The organism is Streptomyces stelliscabiei (assembly GCF_014873495.1).
In the GTDB taxonomy this organism is placed as follows: Bacteria; Actinomycetota; Actinomycetes; order Streptomycetales; family Streptomycetaceae; genus Streptomyces; species Streptomyces bottropensis.
Window position 1 is genome coordinate 50,239 of record NZ_JADBGF010000002.1, and the last position, 13,087, is coordinate 63,325.

At 71.1% G+C, this 13,087-nt stretch carries 12 protein-coding genes; 3 read left to right on the forward strand and 9 right to left on the reverse strand.

Features of this window, described 5'->3' with window-relative positions:
* Nucleotides 1-15: 15 nt before the first annotated feature.
* The 6 genes from H4687_RS45350 to H4687_RS45375 all read right to left on the reverse strand — a co-directional run bounded on the left by H4687_RS45350 (nt 16) and on the right by H4687_RS45375 (nt 3,102).
* A complete protein-coding gene (locus H4687_RS45350) occupies nt 16-306 on the reverse strand; it encodes a hypothetical protein (protein WP_063778521.1) in 291 nt (96 codons plus the stop codon).
* Nucleotides 303-743 (reverse strand): ASCH domain-containing protein, encoded by a 441-nt coding sequence (locus H4687_RS45355; protein ID WP_046915001.1) that lies wholly within the window; start codon nt 741-743, stop codon nt 303-305. Before H4687_RS45355 ends, H4687_RS45350 begins: the two co-directional genes overlap by 4 nt.
* The gene (locus H4687_RS45360; RefSeq protein WP_046915000.1) at nt 740-1,417 is read right to left on the reverse strand and encodes a GGDEF domain-containing protein; all 678 of its coding nucleotides are present in this window, start codon (nt 1,415-1,417) and stop codon (nt 740-742) included. The genes H4687_RS45355 and H4687_RS45360 overlap by 4 nt, the downstream gene beginning before the upstream one ends.
* Nucleotides 1,418-1,509: 92 nt before the next feature.
* Nucleotides 1,510-1,815, reverse strand: coding sequence for a hypothetical protein (locus H4687_RS45365; protein WP_046914999.1), 306 nt, complete (start codon nt 1,813-1,815; stop codon nt 1,510-1,512).
* Nucleotides 1,816-1,921: 106 nt separating this feature from the next.
* Nucleotides 1,922-2,122 carry a hypothetical protein gene (locus H4687_RS45370; protein WP_046914998.1) on the reverse strand — a complete coding sequence of 67 codons (201 nt, stop codon included), beginning with the start codon at nt 2,120-2,122 and terminating at the stop codon, nt 1,922-1,924.
* The gene (locus H4687_RS45375; RefSeq protein ID WP_078907521.1) at nt 2,119-3,102 is read right to left on the reverse strand and encodes an ATP-binding protein; all 984 of its coding nucleotides are present in this window, start codon (nt 3,100-3,102) and stop codon (nt 2,119-2,121) included. Before H4687_RS45375 ends, H4687_RS45370 begins: the two co-directional genes overlap by 4 nt.
* On the opposite strand from H4687_RS45375, the gene H4687_RS45380 reads away from it, so the two are divergent.
* The 3 genes from H4687_RS45380 to H4687_RS45390 all read left to right on the forward strand — a co-directional run bounded on the left by H4687_RS45380 (nt 3,010) and on the right by H4687_RS45390 (nt 8,362).
* Nucleotides 3,010-4,512, forward strand: coding sequence for a tyrosine-type recombinase/integrase (locus H4687_RS45380; RefSeq protein WP_233443623.1), 1,503 nt, complete (start codon nt 3,010-3,012; stop codon nt 4,510-4,512). The two genes, H4687_RS45375 and H4687_RS45380, sit on opposite strands and share 93 nt — an antisense overlap.
* A gap of 74 nt (nt 4,513-4,586) precedes the next feature.
* The gene (locus H4687_RS45385) at nt 4,587-6,248 is read left to right on the forward strand and encodes a hypothetical protein (RefSeq protein WP_159026140.1); all 1,662 of its coding nucleotides are present in this window, start codon (nt 4,587-4,589) and stop codon (nt 6,246-6,248) included.
* Complete coding sequence (locus H4687_RS45390) at nt 6,245-8,362, forward strand: hypothetical protein (RefSeq protein ID WP_046914995.1); 2,118 nt, start codon at nt 6,245-6,247, stop codon at nt 8,360-8,362. The genes H4687_RS45385 and H4687_RS45390 overlap by 4 nt, the downstream gene beginning before the upstream one ends.
* A 458-nt stretch (nt 8,363-8,820) precedes the next feature.
* Here H4687_RS45390 and H4687_RS45400 read toward each other — a convergent pair whose 3' ends face one another.
* The 3 genes from H4687_RS45400 to H4687_RS45410 form a co-directional block, all read right to left on the reverse strand.
* Complete coding sequence (locus H4687_RS45400) at nt 8,821-9,156, reverse strand: YnfA family protein (RefSeq protein ID WP_046914994.1); 336 nt, start codon at nt 9,154-9,156, stop codon at nt 8,821-8,823.
* Nucleotides 9,157-9,327: 171 nt separating this feature from the next.
* Nucleotides 9,328-10,500: an XdhC family protein gene (locus H4687_RS45405; protein WP_046914993.1), complete on the reverse strand. Its 1,173-nt coding sequence runs from the start codon at nt 10,498-10,500 to the stop codon at nt 9,328-9,330.
* Nucleotides 10,501-10,759: 259 nt separating this feature from the next.
* Complete coding sequence (locus H4687_RS45410) at nt 10,760-12,943, reverse strand: xanthine dehydrogenase family protein molybdopterin-binding subunit (protein WP_046914992.1); 2,184 nt, start codon at nt 12,941-12,943, stop codon at nt 10,760-10,762.
* Between the last annotated feature and the right edge of the window lie 144 nt (nt 12,944-13,087).

A 13,087-nucleotide genomic window follows, 5' to 3' on the forward strand; every position in this document is an offset into this window, starting at 1 on the left:
TCCTCCAGGTGGAGGTCAGGAGTGGTCGCCTTGGCCCTTGGACTTGGGCTTCGGCGTGAGGTCGGAGGCGAACCGCCCGAGGCGGGCCTCAACGGGGTTGGCGGCGATCCACTTCTCAGCACAGGCCTTGTGCACGGGCTCGCCGGAGTGGGAGCGCATGGGCGTGGGCTGGCCACACAGCGTGCAGGGAAGGTCCTGCCAGTGGTCGAAGTGCTGGCTGTCGCGCCAGACGAGAAGAGCGCCGGGAGCCGGGATCAGGCCTGGCTCGAACGGCGGCTTCTCCTTCTTGCGTCCCGTGCGGGTCACGGCCGGAAGTCGGGCAGCTGCTGGAACACCTGCGTCACCAGGTCCGGCTTCGGCTTCCAGGCCGGGAGCGCGCCCGTGGCGTTCACGGGCAGGGCGAGCTCCTGGACGTCGTCGAAGACCAGGTGGTGTCCGCCGCGCTGCGCCCAGGGGCTGGTGCACTTCTCGGGCCCCTGGTCGGGGTGGCAGCCGGTGAGGCGGGCGACGCCGATGACCGCACCGAGGGGCAGTTCGCGGCCTCGGATCGCGGTGGCGACCAGCGGGTCATGCAGGGCGGGTTGCTCCAGCTTCAGCCCGGCGTGGATCAGCATCCAGCCCTGCCACGGCCAGTTCACGGGCCTGTTTTCCGGGTTCTTCCCGGCGAGGATGCAGGTGGCCCAGGGCTGGCGGATCGTGATGCCGCGGATCCAGTCGCCTTCGGGCAGGGTGAGCAGGCTCATGCGGCTCGCCCCCATACCGCGGTGCCCGGTCGGCCAGCGCGGCGGCCGTTGATTGACGGCACCGTGGCGTGCTGCTCGGTGGCGAGGGTCGCGCGGCCGGAGTGCTTGCCGTCGTAGAGGGCGGCGTCAGCGGCCCGCTGTAGAACGGTCAGGTCGCGGGAGGCGATCACGTCCGGGGTCGCGGCGCCGACCGAGGCGGCGACGTCGACGGTGCGGCCGTCGTCCAGGACGACCGGGGTGCGCAGCATGCTCACCAGCTGCTGAAGGCGGTGTGCGCGCTGGTCGGCGGTCACCTCCAGGACCACGGCGAACTCATCGCCCCCGAGGCGGCCGATGGCGGCGTGCGGGCCTGCCCATGCGGTGAGCCGGGCGCCGAACGCGGCGAGGACGGCGTCGCCGGCCGCGTGTCCGAGGCCGTCGTTGATGTCCTTGAAGTGGTCGGCGTCGATCATGACGACGGCCGTGTTGTCGCCGTGGCGGGCCAGGATCCGGCGGGCGCGGGCGGTGTAGGCGTCGCGGCGCAGGAGCCCGGTCAGCGGGTCACGGCGGGTGGCGGCGAGCTGCTTGTGCAGCGCGATGGCGTGCACGGCCCAGCCGGTCAACGGCAGTGCGGCGGTGGTCAGAAGGAGGGTGCGCGGGCCGATCCGGCCCTGAACGCGCAGGACGGAGTCCATACTGAGGATCTCCCTCTCGTCTCGTACGGGTTGGGTGGGCCCGGGACGGCCGGCGTGGTTACCAGGCCGATGACGGCCGTCCCGGGGCGTAGCTACAGGTCGAAGTCGCTGACGCGGAGCCAGCTGTACGGGTCGTCCCAGCGGCCGGCCATCGCGGAGAGCCAGTCGGGCTCCCATCCAGGCCGGTAGCCGCTCGCGCCCCAGCCGTCCGGCCGTTTGCCGGGGATCTCGAGTCCGGCCTCCTTCGCGGCGCGGGCCGCGTCGTAGACCTCGTGCGCGATCCGTACGGCAGCGCTGCGGCTGTCGGCCGGGCCGGTGAAGACGTGGACACCGCGCAGACCGGCGGCGGTGTTCCTGATCGGGACGTCGACCTCGAAATAGGGCAGGGTCACGTCCATCTCCTCTCGTTGCACTTGGTGGTGAGGGACCACCGCGACCGCCCCGACCTCCGTCGATCGGGAGGCCGGGGCGGCACGGAGCGTCCGTCACGCCGGTGAGGGCGGGTCAGAACTCCAGGTGGATCGTGATCGGGCGCCGGGGGTCACCGGCGTTGGTGTGGACGGTGCTGCGGTGCGCGGCGAGGCCAGCGGACCCGCCCTGGATCGGGAGGTAGCAGTCGCGGCAGCCGTGCCACCACTCAGCCCCGGCCGGGAGTTCGGCCGGGGTGAGCGGGTGCAGGTGCGGGCCGTCGGCGGCACGGCTCATGCGCGGACCGCGTCCGCGAACTGCGCCTCGAGGTCCGCACGGCCCTCGGGGTCGTCGTCCTGGTCGTCGTCGACGCCGTCACCGTGGACGGTGCAGACGAGGTCCGGGTCGCTGTCCATGGCGCCGGTCAGCGCCTTGTGCAGGTCGGTGACCGAGTAGACCGGCGCCCACGCCTGCCCGGAGCACTCCGGGTCGACGGGGCAGGGCAGCAGGACATCGAAGCCGTAGTCGCCCTCGCCGTCGGCGTCGGCACGGAACGCCAGGATGATGTGCTGCTCCCCGAGGCGGATCTCCGCGACGCGGTCCCGGCCGGTCACCAGGTCCGAGCCCGGCCGCCACGTCCACAGCGGCAGGATCTCCGCGCCGAAGAAGCGGCGGACCAGGAGCAGGTCGCCCAAGCCCTCGCTTCCATCACGCCCGAGGTCGGCCTCCCGGGCGGCCGACAGCCGCGCGAGGAACGGCTCCAGGCGGTGGAGGTTGCCGGCGAAGACGATGGTGTTGAACCCTTCGGCGGCCAGCTGCTGGTGCGAGTACGTCATCGCCTGGTGCTGGGCACGGACGACGTCCTCGGGCACGCGCCGGTTGTCCGGCCGCGGGCCCTGCCGCTGAAGGCACACGTTCAGCGGAGTGGCGACGACGACCGCGACGGTCGGCATGCCGTGCCGCTTGGCGGCCATCACCAGCTCCACCCTCACGCCCTGCTCGCAATTGGTCGCGTCGATGACCGTGTTGAGCCTGCGGGCCATCCGGCGCTCCAGGATCAGCTTGAGGACGTCGGCGGCATCGCCCGTGACGTCCTGCCGACCGGGGTCGCCTTCCCTGTTGGATCGGCGTGTTGAAGCGGATCGAGCAGGGGTGGATGCGTGCCGGGTTGGCGTACGTTCTGGGTGCCCGAGGATCGTCGGGTGGCGGGGGATCGGGTGTCGGTTCTGGCCGGGTGGAAGGACCTGGCCGTTCGTGAGGATCGTGTTGGGATTCATCCTGGGGATCCGATTCTTCTTTCTCCGGACTTCCGGATCGACGAGGTGCTGACCTGGTACTTGTGCCGGTCGTCGTTCGCCCGCCTCGCGCCGGAGACGAAGCGCAATTACACGGACGACTACTGCTTGTTCTTCGATTTCCTGTGGGGTCGCGGCAGGTGGTGGAGCGAGGCCTCAGCGGACGACCTGTGGGACTTCGAGGACTGGCGCACCCGGTCCCCGCGGAACCCGTGGAAGATCGGCGGGGCACGGTGGAACCGGGGTCTGGCCGCGCTTGCGCGGCTGTATGAGTGGGCAGTGCAGCGCGAGTACATGCTGGTGAACCCGGTGCTGATGCGGTCGGTTGTCGGCCGGAACGGTGAGCCGGTCCTGGTGCCGCGGGCTCGGGCGAAGAACGCTCGGACCAGCGAGGTGCGCTGGCTGACGCCGCGGGCTTTCCGCCGCTGGGTGGATGTGGGCTTGCGCGGGTGCGACGCCGACGGGCTGGCGGCCGCCGGGTGGGCAGGTCGGCTGGCCGACCGCAATGCCGCCTTCGCCAACCTGCTGTTCTCCTCCGGTATGCGGCTGGCGGAGGGGGCCTCGCTGCTGACGGTGGAAGTGCCGCATCTTCAGCTGGAGGGCGGTCGCTACTACGCGGGGCGTCTGGCCCGTGCGGTGACCAAGTCGAAGCGGGCGCGCACGTTCTATGCCTCCTCTGTGGTGGTGGGAGAGATCGAGGGGTACGTGGAGTCCTCGCGCGCCCGGGTGGTGCGGCGCGCGCAGGCGATGGGGCGATACGACGACCTGCCGATGCGGCTCGTGACCCACCAGAGCGGCCGGCACCGGCGCCTGCTGCACTGGCGTGACCGGAACGGCATGGTGGGACGGATACCGCTGACGGAGGCGACCGTCGACGAGCGGATGAGCTTGTTCACCGAGGGCCCGGATGGTCCGGAGCCGTTGTGGCTGTGGCTGAACGAGTCCGGGCTGCCGTTGCGTCCGGCGTCGTGGGAGGGCGTCTTCCGGTCGGCGAACGAGCGGTGCGAGACGGTGCTGTCGCCCGTGCTGAGCCAGCCGCCGTTTTGCACCCCGCACATGGCGCGGCACAGCTTCGCGCTGGTGATGCTCGTGGTCCTCAACCACGTCATGGACCGGCGCATGGGCCTGACGCCGGAGGAGCGGCGGGACTTCCGTCTGCTCTACGGCGATCCGTGGCGGATGGTGCAGGATCTACTCGGCCACGCCCAACTGGAGACCACTAAGCACATCTACCTCGCGCCGGTCGCGGACCTCCAGCTGCGCTCGCTGCTGGCCGACTACGTGCCGGCGGGCGGCCCGGTCTCGGAGGAGGAACTGGCCACGCTGTTCACGCGGCTGGCCCGGGAGAGCGAGGGCATCCAGGACCTGGACGAGCAGTTGGTGACGCAGTGAGCCGCCGCGGCCGCGCGGCCGCCCTGCCCGAAAGACCACATCAGCGGCCGACGGTCCTCGAGGAGGACGGCCTGATGGTGAGGCACCGGGATGCGCAGGGGAGGCAGCGCAGCTACGACTTCGGCTCGTTCCCCGTCCCGGAGCCGTTCCAGCGGTCGCTGGCAGCGCTGTTCGCCGCGAAGTGCGCCCCGGGCGGCGGCTGGGACAGCGTCGAGTCCAGCGAGGCGAGCTGGTACGTCGTGCGCCCGTTCGCGGAGTTCGTCAGCGAGCTGAACGAGGTGCCCGTGGACGTGGACCGGCTGACGACCGGGCACTGGCAGGCGTACCGTCTGAGCCTGCCGCCGTCCTCGACCGGGTACACCAAATACTCCACCGTGTCCGCACTGCTGCAACTGGATGCCCGGCTGACACAGCAGGTGCGGGAGGCCATGGCCCAGCGGTTCGCCTGGACATCGGGCCGCGAACAGGCCTACTCCCCGGAGGCGTTCGATCAGATCCGACTGGCGGCGCGGCGGACGTTCCGTGCGGCGCTGCTGCGGATCAGGGAGAACACCGCCCACCTGGCCGCCTGGCGCGGGAACGCCTTCGTCCAGGGCGGCCGGGAGTGGCTGCTCGGGGAGGCCTTGGACGTGCTGGCCCGCACCGGGGATGTCCCGGTCTACGAGAACCCCCGTACGGTCCGCAAGCGCTACCGCGCCGCCCTGGTCGGCGGCAGCGCGGAGTACACCTGGGGGCGACTCCACCTCAGCCGCAAGGAGGCGGCCGCGCTGGCCGTGCTCATCGTCGCGGAGCTTGGGCTCAACGCCACGACGGTCTCCGAGATGCCCGTGCCGGAGACGCTGCCGGGCACGGCGGAGGCCGGCGTGCCGGTCTACCGCCTGGGGCTGGAGAAGCGGCGCCGGGCGGGGCACCGCGGCCGGTTCGAGAGCCGCAACCTCACCGACTCGGGCGCCGATTCCTCCGGGCGCATCATCACCGAGGCACTGGAGGCGACCGCAGTCGCCCGCCTGCTCCTGGGCCAGCTGGACGGGGACGTCGACCGGCTGCTGATCTGGCGCCAGACCACCCCGCACGACGGGCAGGGGTATCCCAAGGCTGTGCGGGTCGGCCCGTTCGGGTTCGGGGTGGACGAGACGGGCGGAGCGGCGTGGGCGCGCTCGGTGGGCCTGTCCGGTTCCCCTCTGCGGCGGCTGCGTAAGACGGTGAACGTGCTGCACCGGCGCGAGCCGGGACAGAACACGCAGGACACTCACGACCGTGTCTACGTCGTCGGTGAGCCGCAGGCCCAGCAGGCCGCCGTGCCGGTCTTCGCCGACGGCGCGCTGGAGGCGCTGGATGCCGCCCGCCGCACCGTCTTCACCGCCCGCCTTGCCGACCAGCCAGCGCCCGAGGATCGCGAGACGGCGACCGCGGGCTGCGCGGACTTCGAGCACAGCCCGTTCAGCCCGGCAGGTCAGGGCTGCGGCGCGTCGTTTCTGTTGTGCACGGCCTGCCCGAACGCCCGGGTCACGCCCGCCCACCTCCCGCGCCTGGCCCACCTTTTGAAGGCGCTCGACAACCTGCGCGGCGTCGTGGAGCCAGCCGTGTGGGACGCGGACTGGGCCGATGCCCATGCCCGGCTGACCGACCTGCGCGGCCGACTCGGGGCTCCCGTCTGGCAGGCCGCGCTGGACGCGGTCACCGACACCGACCACACGATCATCGACCAGCTCCTGATGGGGGACTTCGACAATTGAGTGCTCTGCCCGCCGAACTGCCGGCGCTTCCAGCCTGGGACACATTGGTGGTCGCACCGTCGCTGGTCCTGGCCCCCGGCCCCGTCCCGGTCTCGATCTACGCCGACGAGATCTGGTCGCTCGCCCAGCTGGTCGCCAACCCCAGCGCCTCCCGGCCTCATCTGGACTGGGCACGCTTCCCCGCGCCGTTGCGGCCGCAGGTGCAGCTGGCGGCCTGGACGATGATCAACACGCCGTTGCCGACGAGTGTGCTGGTCGGGCATCCGACCTGGCACTCCCGCCTGGGCCCGCACGGGATCTATGACACCGTGCTGCGCTGGCAGCGGTTCACCATCTGGCTGCACCACCAGGGCCTTGACGGCCTCAGCCAGGTCACCGACGAGGTTCTCGCCGCTTGGGCCGACCACGCGGCCCGGCAGCGGGGGGCCCGCCGCGGCAATGTCACCAAGGACCTGGTGGCGCTGACCCGGTTGTGGGCCTTCGACGCGGCCAGCCCGGCCCCGGCCGGGATGCCGATGCCGCCGTGGAACCGCCTGGGCGTCGACGACTTCCTCCCCGCCCAGGCGACGGCCGGACGGGGCGAGAACACTACCGAGCCGATCTCTGCGGCCACGATGGGGCCGCTGCTGATCTGGGCGCTGCGTATGGTCGACGACTTCGCCGACGACATCCTGGCCGCCTGGGCCGAGAGCCGACGACTTGCCGACATCGCCGCGCACACCGAGTGCAGCCCCGCCTCCAAGGCACGCCTGAAGCGCTACCTGCAGGACCGCATCGACCGCGGCCAGCCGGTGCCCTCCAGACCCAACGCCGGCTACGCCCATGCCCTGGCCAACATCTACATCGCCGGGCAGGTCGGTTGCCCGTCCACGCAGATCAACGGCCTGCTGGTCACCGAGCCGTGGAAGCATCTGCTCGAGTACGTGCGCAACAACCCGGGCCCCTGCCCCCTGGCCACCCCGGTCACCGGCCTCGTGGACGGAACACCGTGGACGGCGTTCATCGACTTCACCGAGACCCGCGAGCTCATGCGGCATCTGGGCACGGCGTGTTTCATCGTCCTGGCCTACCTGACCGGGATGCGCCCGGCGGAGGTGCTGGGTCTTGAGACGGGGTGCTGTCCCGACCCGGCCTCGGGTCGCCATCTGATCTACGGGAGGGTGTTCAAGAACGCCGCCGACAAGGACGGCAACCACCACTCCGCCGGACACTTGCGCGAGGTCCCCTGGGTGGCGATCCCACCGGTGGTCACGGCGATCCGCGTGCTGGAGAGACTCGTCCCCGACGGCGGGCTGCTGTTCGACGCGGCCGCGCACACCTTCCACAACACGCCCACCGTCCCGGCGGCCTCCATCCGGCAGAACGGGCTGCGAGGGCGCATCGAGGCCTTCGCCACCTGGGCCTCCCGTCTGGCCCGGCGCCTGGGTCGCGACCACGAGATCGTCCCCGACGACCGGCACGGCGCGATCGGACTGGCCCGCTTCCGCCGCACCCTGGCCTGGCACATCGCGCGCCGCCCGGGCGGGTTGGTGGCGCTGGCCATTCAGTACGGGCACATGCGTACCGCGATGAGCGCCGGATACGCCGCCCGCGGCCGCGACGGCATCCACGAACTGCTCGACATCGAGACCGCCCGGGCCACCGCCGACACGCTCACCACCCTGAACGACGACCTCACCCACGGGGTCGGCATCTCCGGGCCCGCCGCGCGGCGGGCCATCCACGCGGCAGCGCAGGCCCCGACCTTCGCCGGGTCGATCCGCACCCACCGCCAGGCCCGCGACATCCTGGGCAACCCCGCCCTGACGGTCTACGACAACCCCCGCTCCTTCCTGATGTGCGTCTACAACCGGGACCGAGCGCTGTGTCACCGACTGGACGTCACCGACGCCCCGCGGCTGGACCGCTGCCAGCCGTCATGCGCGAACGTCGCACGCACCGACCAGCACGCCGCCCAGCTCCTCCAGCACGCCCAAATCCTGGAGAAACAGGCCGCCTCTGAGGCGTTGCCCGGCCCGCTCGCCGAACGGCTGGCCCGGCGCGCCGACCAGTTGCGGGAGCTGGCCGACCGCCACGAGCACGACCGCATCCACCCCCAGGAGCCGACCTCATGAGCCCAGCCCCCGATGAGCGCGACCGCATCCGCGCCGCGATGGACCGCATCCTGGACAGCGCACCCGAGCACTCCAACGGGGCGCTGACGATCGTCGCCCTGGCCACCGAGGCCGGCGTCCCACGCAACGCACTCACCCAGCGGCACACCGACCTGAAGAACGAGTTCTACGACAAGGTCCGCGCCCGCGGGGGCACCCCGGACAGCGAGCAGCGGCTGCGAAAGCAGCTCCGCAAGCTCAAGGAACTTCGGGCTGCCGACGCAGAGGAGATCGCCCGCCTGAAGGCCGACGTCGAAGGCCTCGTCGGCGCGCTGCACCAGGCCACGACCGAGAACCAGTTCCTCCGCCACGAACTGGCGGAGCGCACCTCTGTGGTCAGGGCACTGCCCGTGCAGCTCCGGCGCCCTACGGCACCAGCCGGGCCCGGCCACCGGGGTGGCGCAGGGGAGTGGAAGCGATCAGTGGCTGCGGGGCGCGTACATGATCACAGCCATGCCCGCGAGGCAGACCAAGGCGCCGATGACATCGAAGCGGTCGGGGCGGTAACCGTCGGCGGTCATGCCCCAGGCGATCGACCCGGCGACGAAGATGCCGCCGTACGCGGCGAGGATCCGACCGAAGGTGTCGTCGCTCTGGAAGGTGGCGACGACACCGTAGAGCCCGAGGGCGATCACTCCGGCGCCGATCCAGATCCAGCCTTTGTGCTCGCGGATGCCCTGCCACACCAGCCAGGCCCCGCCGATCTCGAACAGGGCGGCGACAACGAACAGGGCAACTGAACGAGCGACGGTCATACCGGCTGACCCTACCGACGGACTGTGTCGGTGATCTTCAGCGGGTCCTTGGACGTCTGGCAGCCGCATCCACCCTCACCTGTGGTCTTCGGCGCGCAGGAGCAAGAGCGGCGGCGCTGGCCCAACCACCAGGTTCCACCGGCGAGCACGGCCAGCACGACGGCGAGGGCATCAAAAAATCTGGGGGTGGAACTCCATCGAGACGAGCTCCACGTCGCCACGATGACGCGCTCGGTCATGGTGGATCGGTGTGTGCGAGCCGCTCAGCGGCAGACCTGTTCCGCCCTGCCGGGCGGCGACGGTCTCGGCCGCGATGGACAGGGCCGTCTCCTCGGGCGTGCGGGCGCCGAGATCGAGGCCGATCGGCGAGTGCAGTCTGGCCAGTTCGGCTTCGGTGAGGCCCTTCTCGCGGAGTCTGCGGTCGCGGTCCTCGTGGGTGCGGCGCGAGCCCATCGCGCCGACGTAGGCGGCCGGCAGCCGCAGGGCCGCTTCCAGCAGGGGCACGTCGAACTTGGCGTCGTGGGTGAGCACACACACCACCGTGCGGTCGTCGGTGTCCGTTCGGCGCAGGTAGCGGTGCGGCCAGTCGACCACGATGTCGTCGGCCTCGGGAAAGCGTGATCGGGTGGCGAAGACGGGTCGGGCGTCGCACACCGTCACGTGGTAACCGAGGAACTTGCCCATGCGCACCAGCGCGACGGCGAAGTCGATGGCGCCGAAGACGAGCATGCGGGGCGGCGGCACGCTCGACTCGACGAACAGGGTCAGGCCGGGCTCGCAGTGGGTTCCGTCCTGCGCGATGTCGAAGGTGCCCGTGCGGCCGGCGTTCAGCAGGGAGCGGGTTTCGTCGGCGGCGGCGCGGTCCAGGTCCGGGTGTCCGCCGAGTTCGCCTTCGTACGATCCGTCGGGGTGAACCGCCAGCGCCCGGCCGAGGAGTTGTGCCGGGCCTTTCACCACGCGGGCGAGTGCCGCCGCCTCGCCCCGGGCGGCGGCCGACAGCGCCATCTGGAACACCTTCCGGTCCGGTCCGTCGGCGGGCACCGGCGTGACCAGGATGTCCAGGACACCGCCGCAGGTGAGTCCGACGGCGAAGGCGTCCTCGTCGCTGTAACCGAACCGCTCGCGCACCGCCTCGCCGTCCTGGAGTGCCTGGGCGCACAGGTCGTAGACAGCGCCTTCCACACAGCCGCCGGAGACCGATCCGATGGCCGTTCCGTCGGTGTCGACGGCGAGCGCGGCGCCCGGCCCGCGCGGCGCGCTGCCGCTGACGGCCACGACCGTGGCGACGGCGAAGTCCCGGCCTTCCCCGAGCCACCGGTTCAACTCATCGGCGATGTCCAGCATGGTGACTTCTTTCTCGTCAGCATCCGATTGCGTGGGGTGGTGGGCGACGGCGGACACCCAGGTGTCGTCCTCAGTCGCTCCCTGGGTCTCACGGCATCGAGAACGTCGGTTCTGTGAGGACTTCGGCGATGTCGATTCCGATCGAAGGGGGGTCCCGCCGATCCGCAGTGAGACGGCGCGGGCCGTCGTCGCGCACGCGGCGCCCCAAAGGCCGTGCGCGTCGACGGCCCACAACTGCCGCCGCCTCACTGCCTCTATGTCAGAGCAGCTTGTCCAGGGTGATCGGCAGGTCCCGCACTCGCTTGCCGGTCGCGTGATGCACGGCGTTCGCCACGGCCGCACCGACACCCGCGGTGGACACCTCGCCGGCGCCGAGAATGCCGAGCGGCATCTTGGGGTCCGGGTCGTCCAGGAAGGACACGTCGATCGGCGGGATGTCGGCGTGCACCGGGACGTGGTACTCGGCCAGGCTGGGGTTCATGATCCGTCCGGTGCGCGGGTCGACGAGGGTCTCCTCCGCCATGGCCAGGCCCAGGCCCATCACGATGCCGCCACGCATCTGACTGGCCGCTGTCTTCGGGTTGATCACCCTGCCGATGTCGAACACCCCGACCCACCTCGACACCCGCGTCTCGCCGGTCTCGGCATCGACCTTGACCTCGCAGAAGTGCACACCGGAGGCGGCCTTCACCCACCGCTGGGCATCGAGCAGGAAGTTCGGGAGAAACCGCGCCCGCCCGGCGATCCGGCCGAGCCGCGTATCCGATCCAACGACGGCCTCGACGTGCGGCACCTTCGCGCGCCGGAGAATCTCCTCGTTGGTGCCACCGCCCGTCTTGCGTGCCATGGACTTCAGCGTCTGCTTGAGCTCCTCGCACGCCTGGACCACGCCGGCCGCGACGCTCGCGGTCTGGGCAGATGCACCGGCGAACGGTCCCAGCGGCAGCGCGGAGTCGCCGTACTCCACGCGAACGGCGTCGAACGGCACACCGAGCGCGTCGGCCGTGATCTGGGCCTGGGCCGTGGCCGCGCCCATGCCCATCTCGTGGAAGCCGCAGCGCACCAGCACGCTCCCGTCGGCCGACAGGCGCACCGTGACGTTGACCGGCAACGTCAACGCCCGGTGGAACGCCGTCGCCACGCCCGTCCCGACCAGCCACCGGCCGTCGCGCGTGGAACGCGGTTCGGGGTTGCGCTCGTGCCAGTCGAACCGCTCCGCGCCCAGCGCGTACAACTCACGCAGCCTGCGGTGCGAGAACTTCTTCCTGCCGCCGATCGGGTCGACCGCGGTCTCGTTGCGCAGGCGCAGCTCGATCGGGTCCATGCCCAGCTCACAGGCCAGTTCGTCGATCGCGGACTCCAGGGCGAAGGTGCCGATCGCCTCGCCCGGCGCCCGCATGAAGGTGTTCGGCAGCAGGTCGAGCGACACGAGGTCGTGCCGCGCGAGGATGTTCTCGGCAGCGTAGAGATGCTGGGACGCAGAGGTGACCTGTTCGAAAGGACCGCCGATCGGGCCGGTGCGGATGATGCTGGTGTGTATCAGCGAGGTCAGCCTGCCGTCGCGGTCCGCACCCAGCGCGACCCGCTGGATGGAGGGGGTGCGTCCGCCCACCGTGCGGTAGACCGATTCCCGCGAGAGCACCAGCCGGACGGGCCTGTCGGTCGCCCGCGCTGCCATCACAGCGAGGATGGTGCCGGGCCAGATCGCGGACTTGCCGCCGAAGGCGCCACCGACGAACGGCGCCAGCACCCGCACGTTCGTCCTGGGGACCCCGAACCGCAGTGCGAGGTGGGTGCGGAACCAGTCGATGGTCTGCGTCGCGTCGTGGACGGTGAGCCGGTCGCCGTCCCAGTTCGCTGTGGTGGCGTGCAGTTCCAGCGCGTTGTGATTCTGCGGCGGGGTGGTGTACCGCAGGTCCAGCGCCACCGGTGCGGCCTTGAGCGCGGCTTCCGCGTCGCCCTTCTTGGCCCCTCGGGGGAGGAGCGGGTTGTTCGGCTGCGGCCGTGCGTCTTGCTCGGACCCTTCGAAGTCCACGACGGACTTCGTCACCGTGTACTCGGCGCGCACCAGCGCGGCGGCCTCCCGGGCGGCGGCGGAGGTCTCCGCGACGACCACCGCGATCGGCTGCCCCTCCCAGTGCACCTCGTCGCTCTGCAGATAGTTCACCGAGGTGCCGGAAAACATCACGGTGAGGTTGAACGCGCCGGGCTTGGGAGCCGGTTTCAGCGGGGGCGCGTTGAGGTGAGTGAGGACGGCGACCACGCCCGGCACCGCACTGGCCTCGTCGGTGTGCAGGGCGGTGATCCGGCCGCGGCTGATGGTGGCGTGCACGAGTACGGCGTGCGTGAGGCCGGGGTAGAAGTGCTCGGCGGCGAACTTGGCCGCACCGGTCGTCTTGACGCCGCCGTCGACGCGGTCGAGCGGTTGTCCGATCGTGGTCATGCCGCCCTGCCCTCTTCCGTACGGCCCGGTCGCTCGCTGCGCGAAAGTCGCGCGAGCCGGACAGGGATGGGTTTCACAATGACTGCCCCACATCGCTCAGGGGACTGATCCTTCTGATCCGCCGCGGGCGGAAGCAGCCGCAAC

What these genes read in the sequence shown, in the direction of transcription:
- H4687_RS45355 (WP_046915001.1), bottom strand. Translation starts at nt 743, where the DNA reads ATGAGCCTGCTCACCCTGCCCGAAGGCGACTGGATCCGCGGCATCACG.
- H4687_RS45360 (WP_046915000.1), bottom strand. Translation starts at nt 1,417, where the DNA reads ATGGACTCCGTCCTGCGCGTTCAGGGCCGGATCGGCCCGCGCACCCTC.
- H4687_RS45365 (WP_046914999.1), bottom strand. Translation starts at nt 1,815, where the DNA reads ATGGACGTGACCCTGCCCTATTTCGAGGTCGACGTCCCGATCAGGAAC.
- H4687_RS45370 (WP_046914998.1), bottom strand. Translation starts at nt 2,122, where the DNA reads ATGAGCCGTGCCGCCGACGGCCCGCACCTGCACCCGCTCACCCCGGCC.
- H4687_RS45375 (WP_078907521.1), bottom strand. Translation starts at nt 3,102, where the DNA reads ATGAATCCCAACACGATCCTCACGAACGGCCAGGTCCTTCCACCCGGC.
- H4687_RS45385 (WP_159026140.1), top strand. Translation starts at nt 4,587, where the DNA reads ATGGTGAGGCACCGGGATGCGCAGGGGAGGCAGCGCAGCTACGACTTC.
- H4687_RS45400 (WP_046914994.1), bottom strand. Translation starts at nt 9,156, where the DNA reads ATGACCGTCGCTCGTTCAGTTGCCCTGTTCGTTGTCGCCGCCCTGTTC.
- H4687_RS45405 (WP_046914993.1), bottom strand. Translation starts at nt 10,500, where the DNA reads ATGCTGGACATCGCCGATGAGTTGAACCGGTGGCTCGGGGAAGGCCGG.
- H4687_RS45410 (WP_046914992.1), bottom strand. Translation starts at nt 12,943, where the DNA reads ATGACCACGATCGGACAACCGCTCGACCGCGTCGACGGCGGCGTCAAG.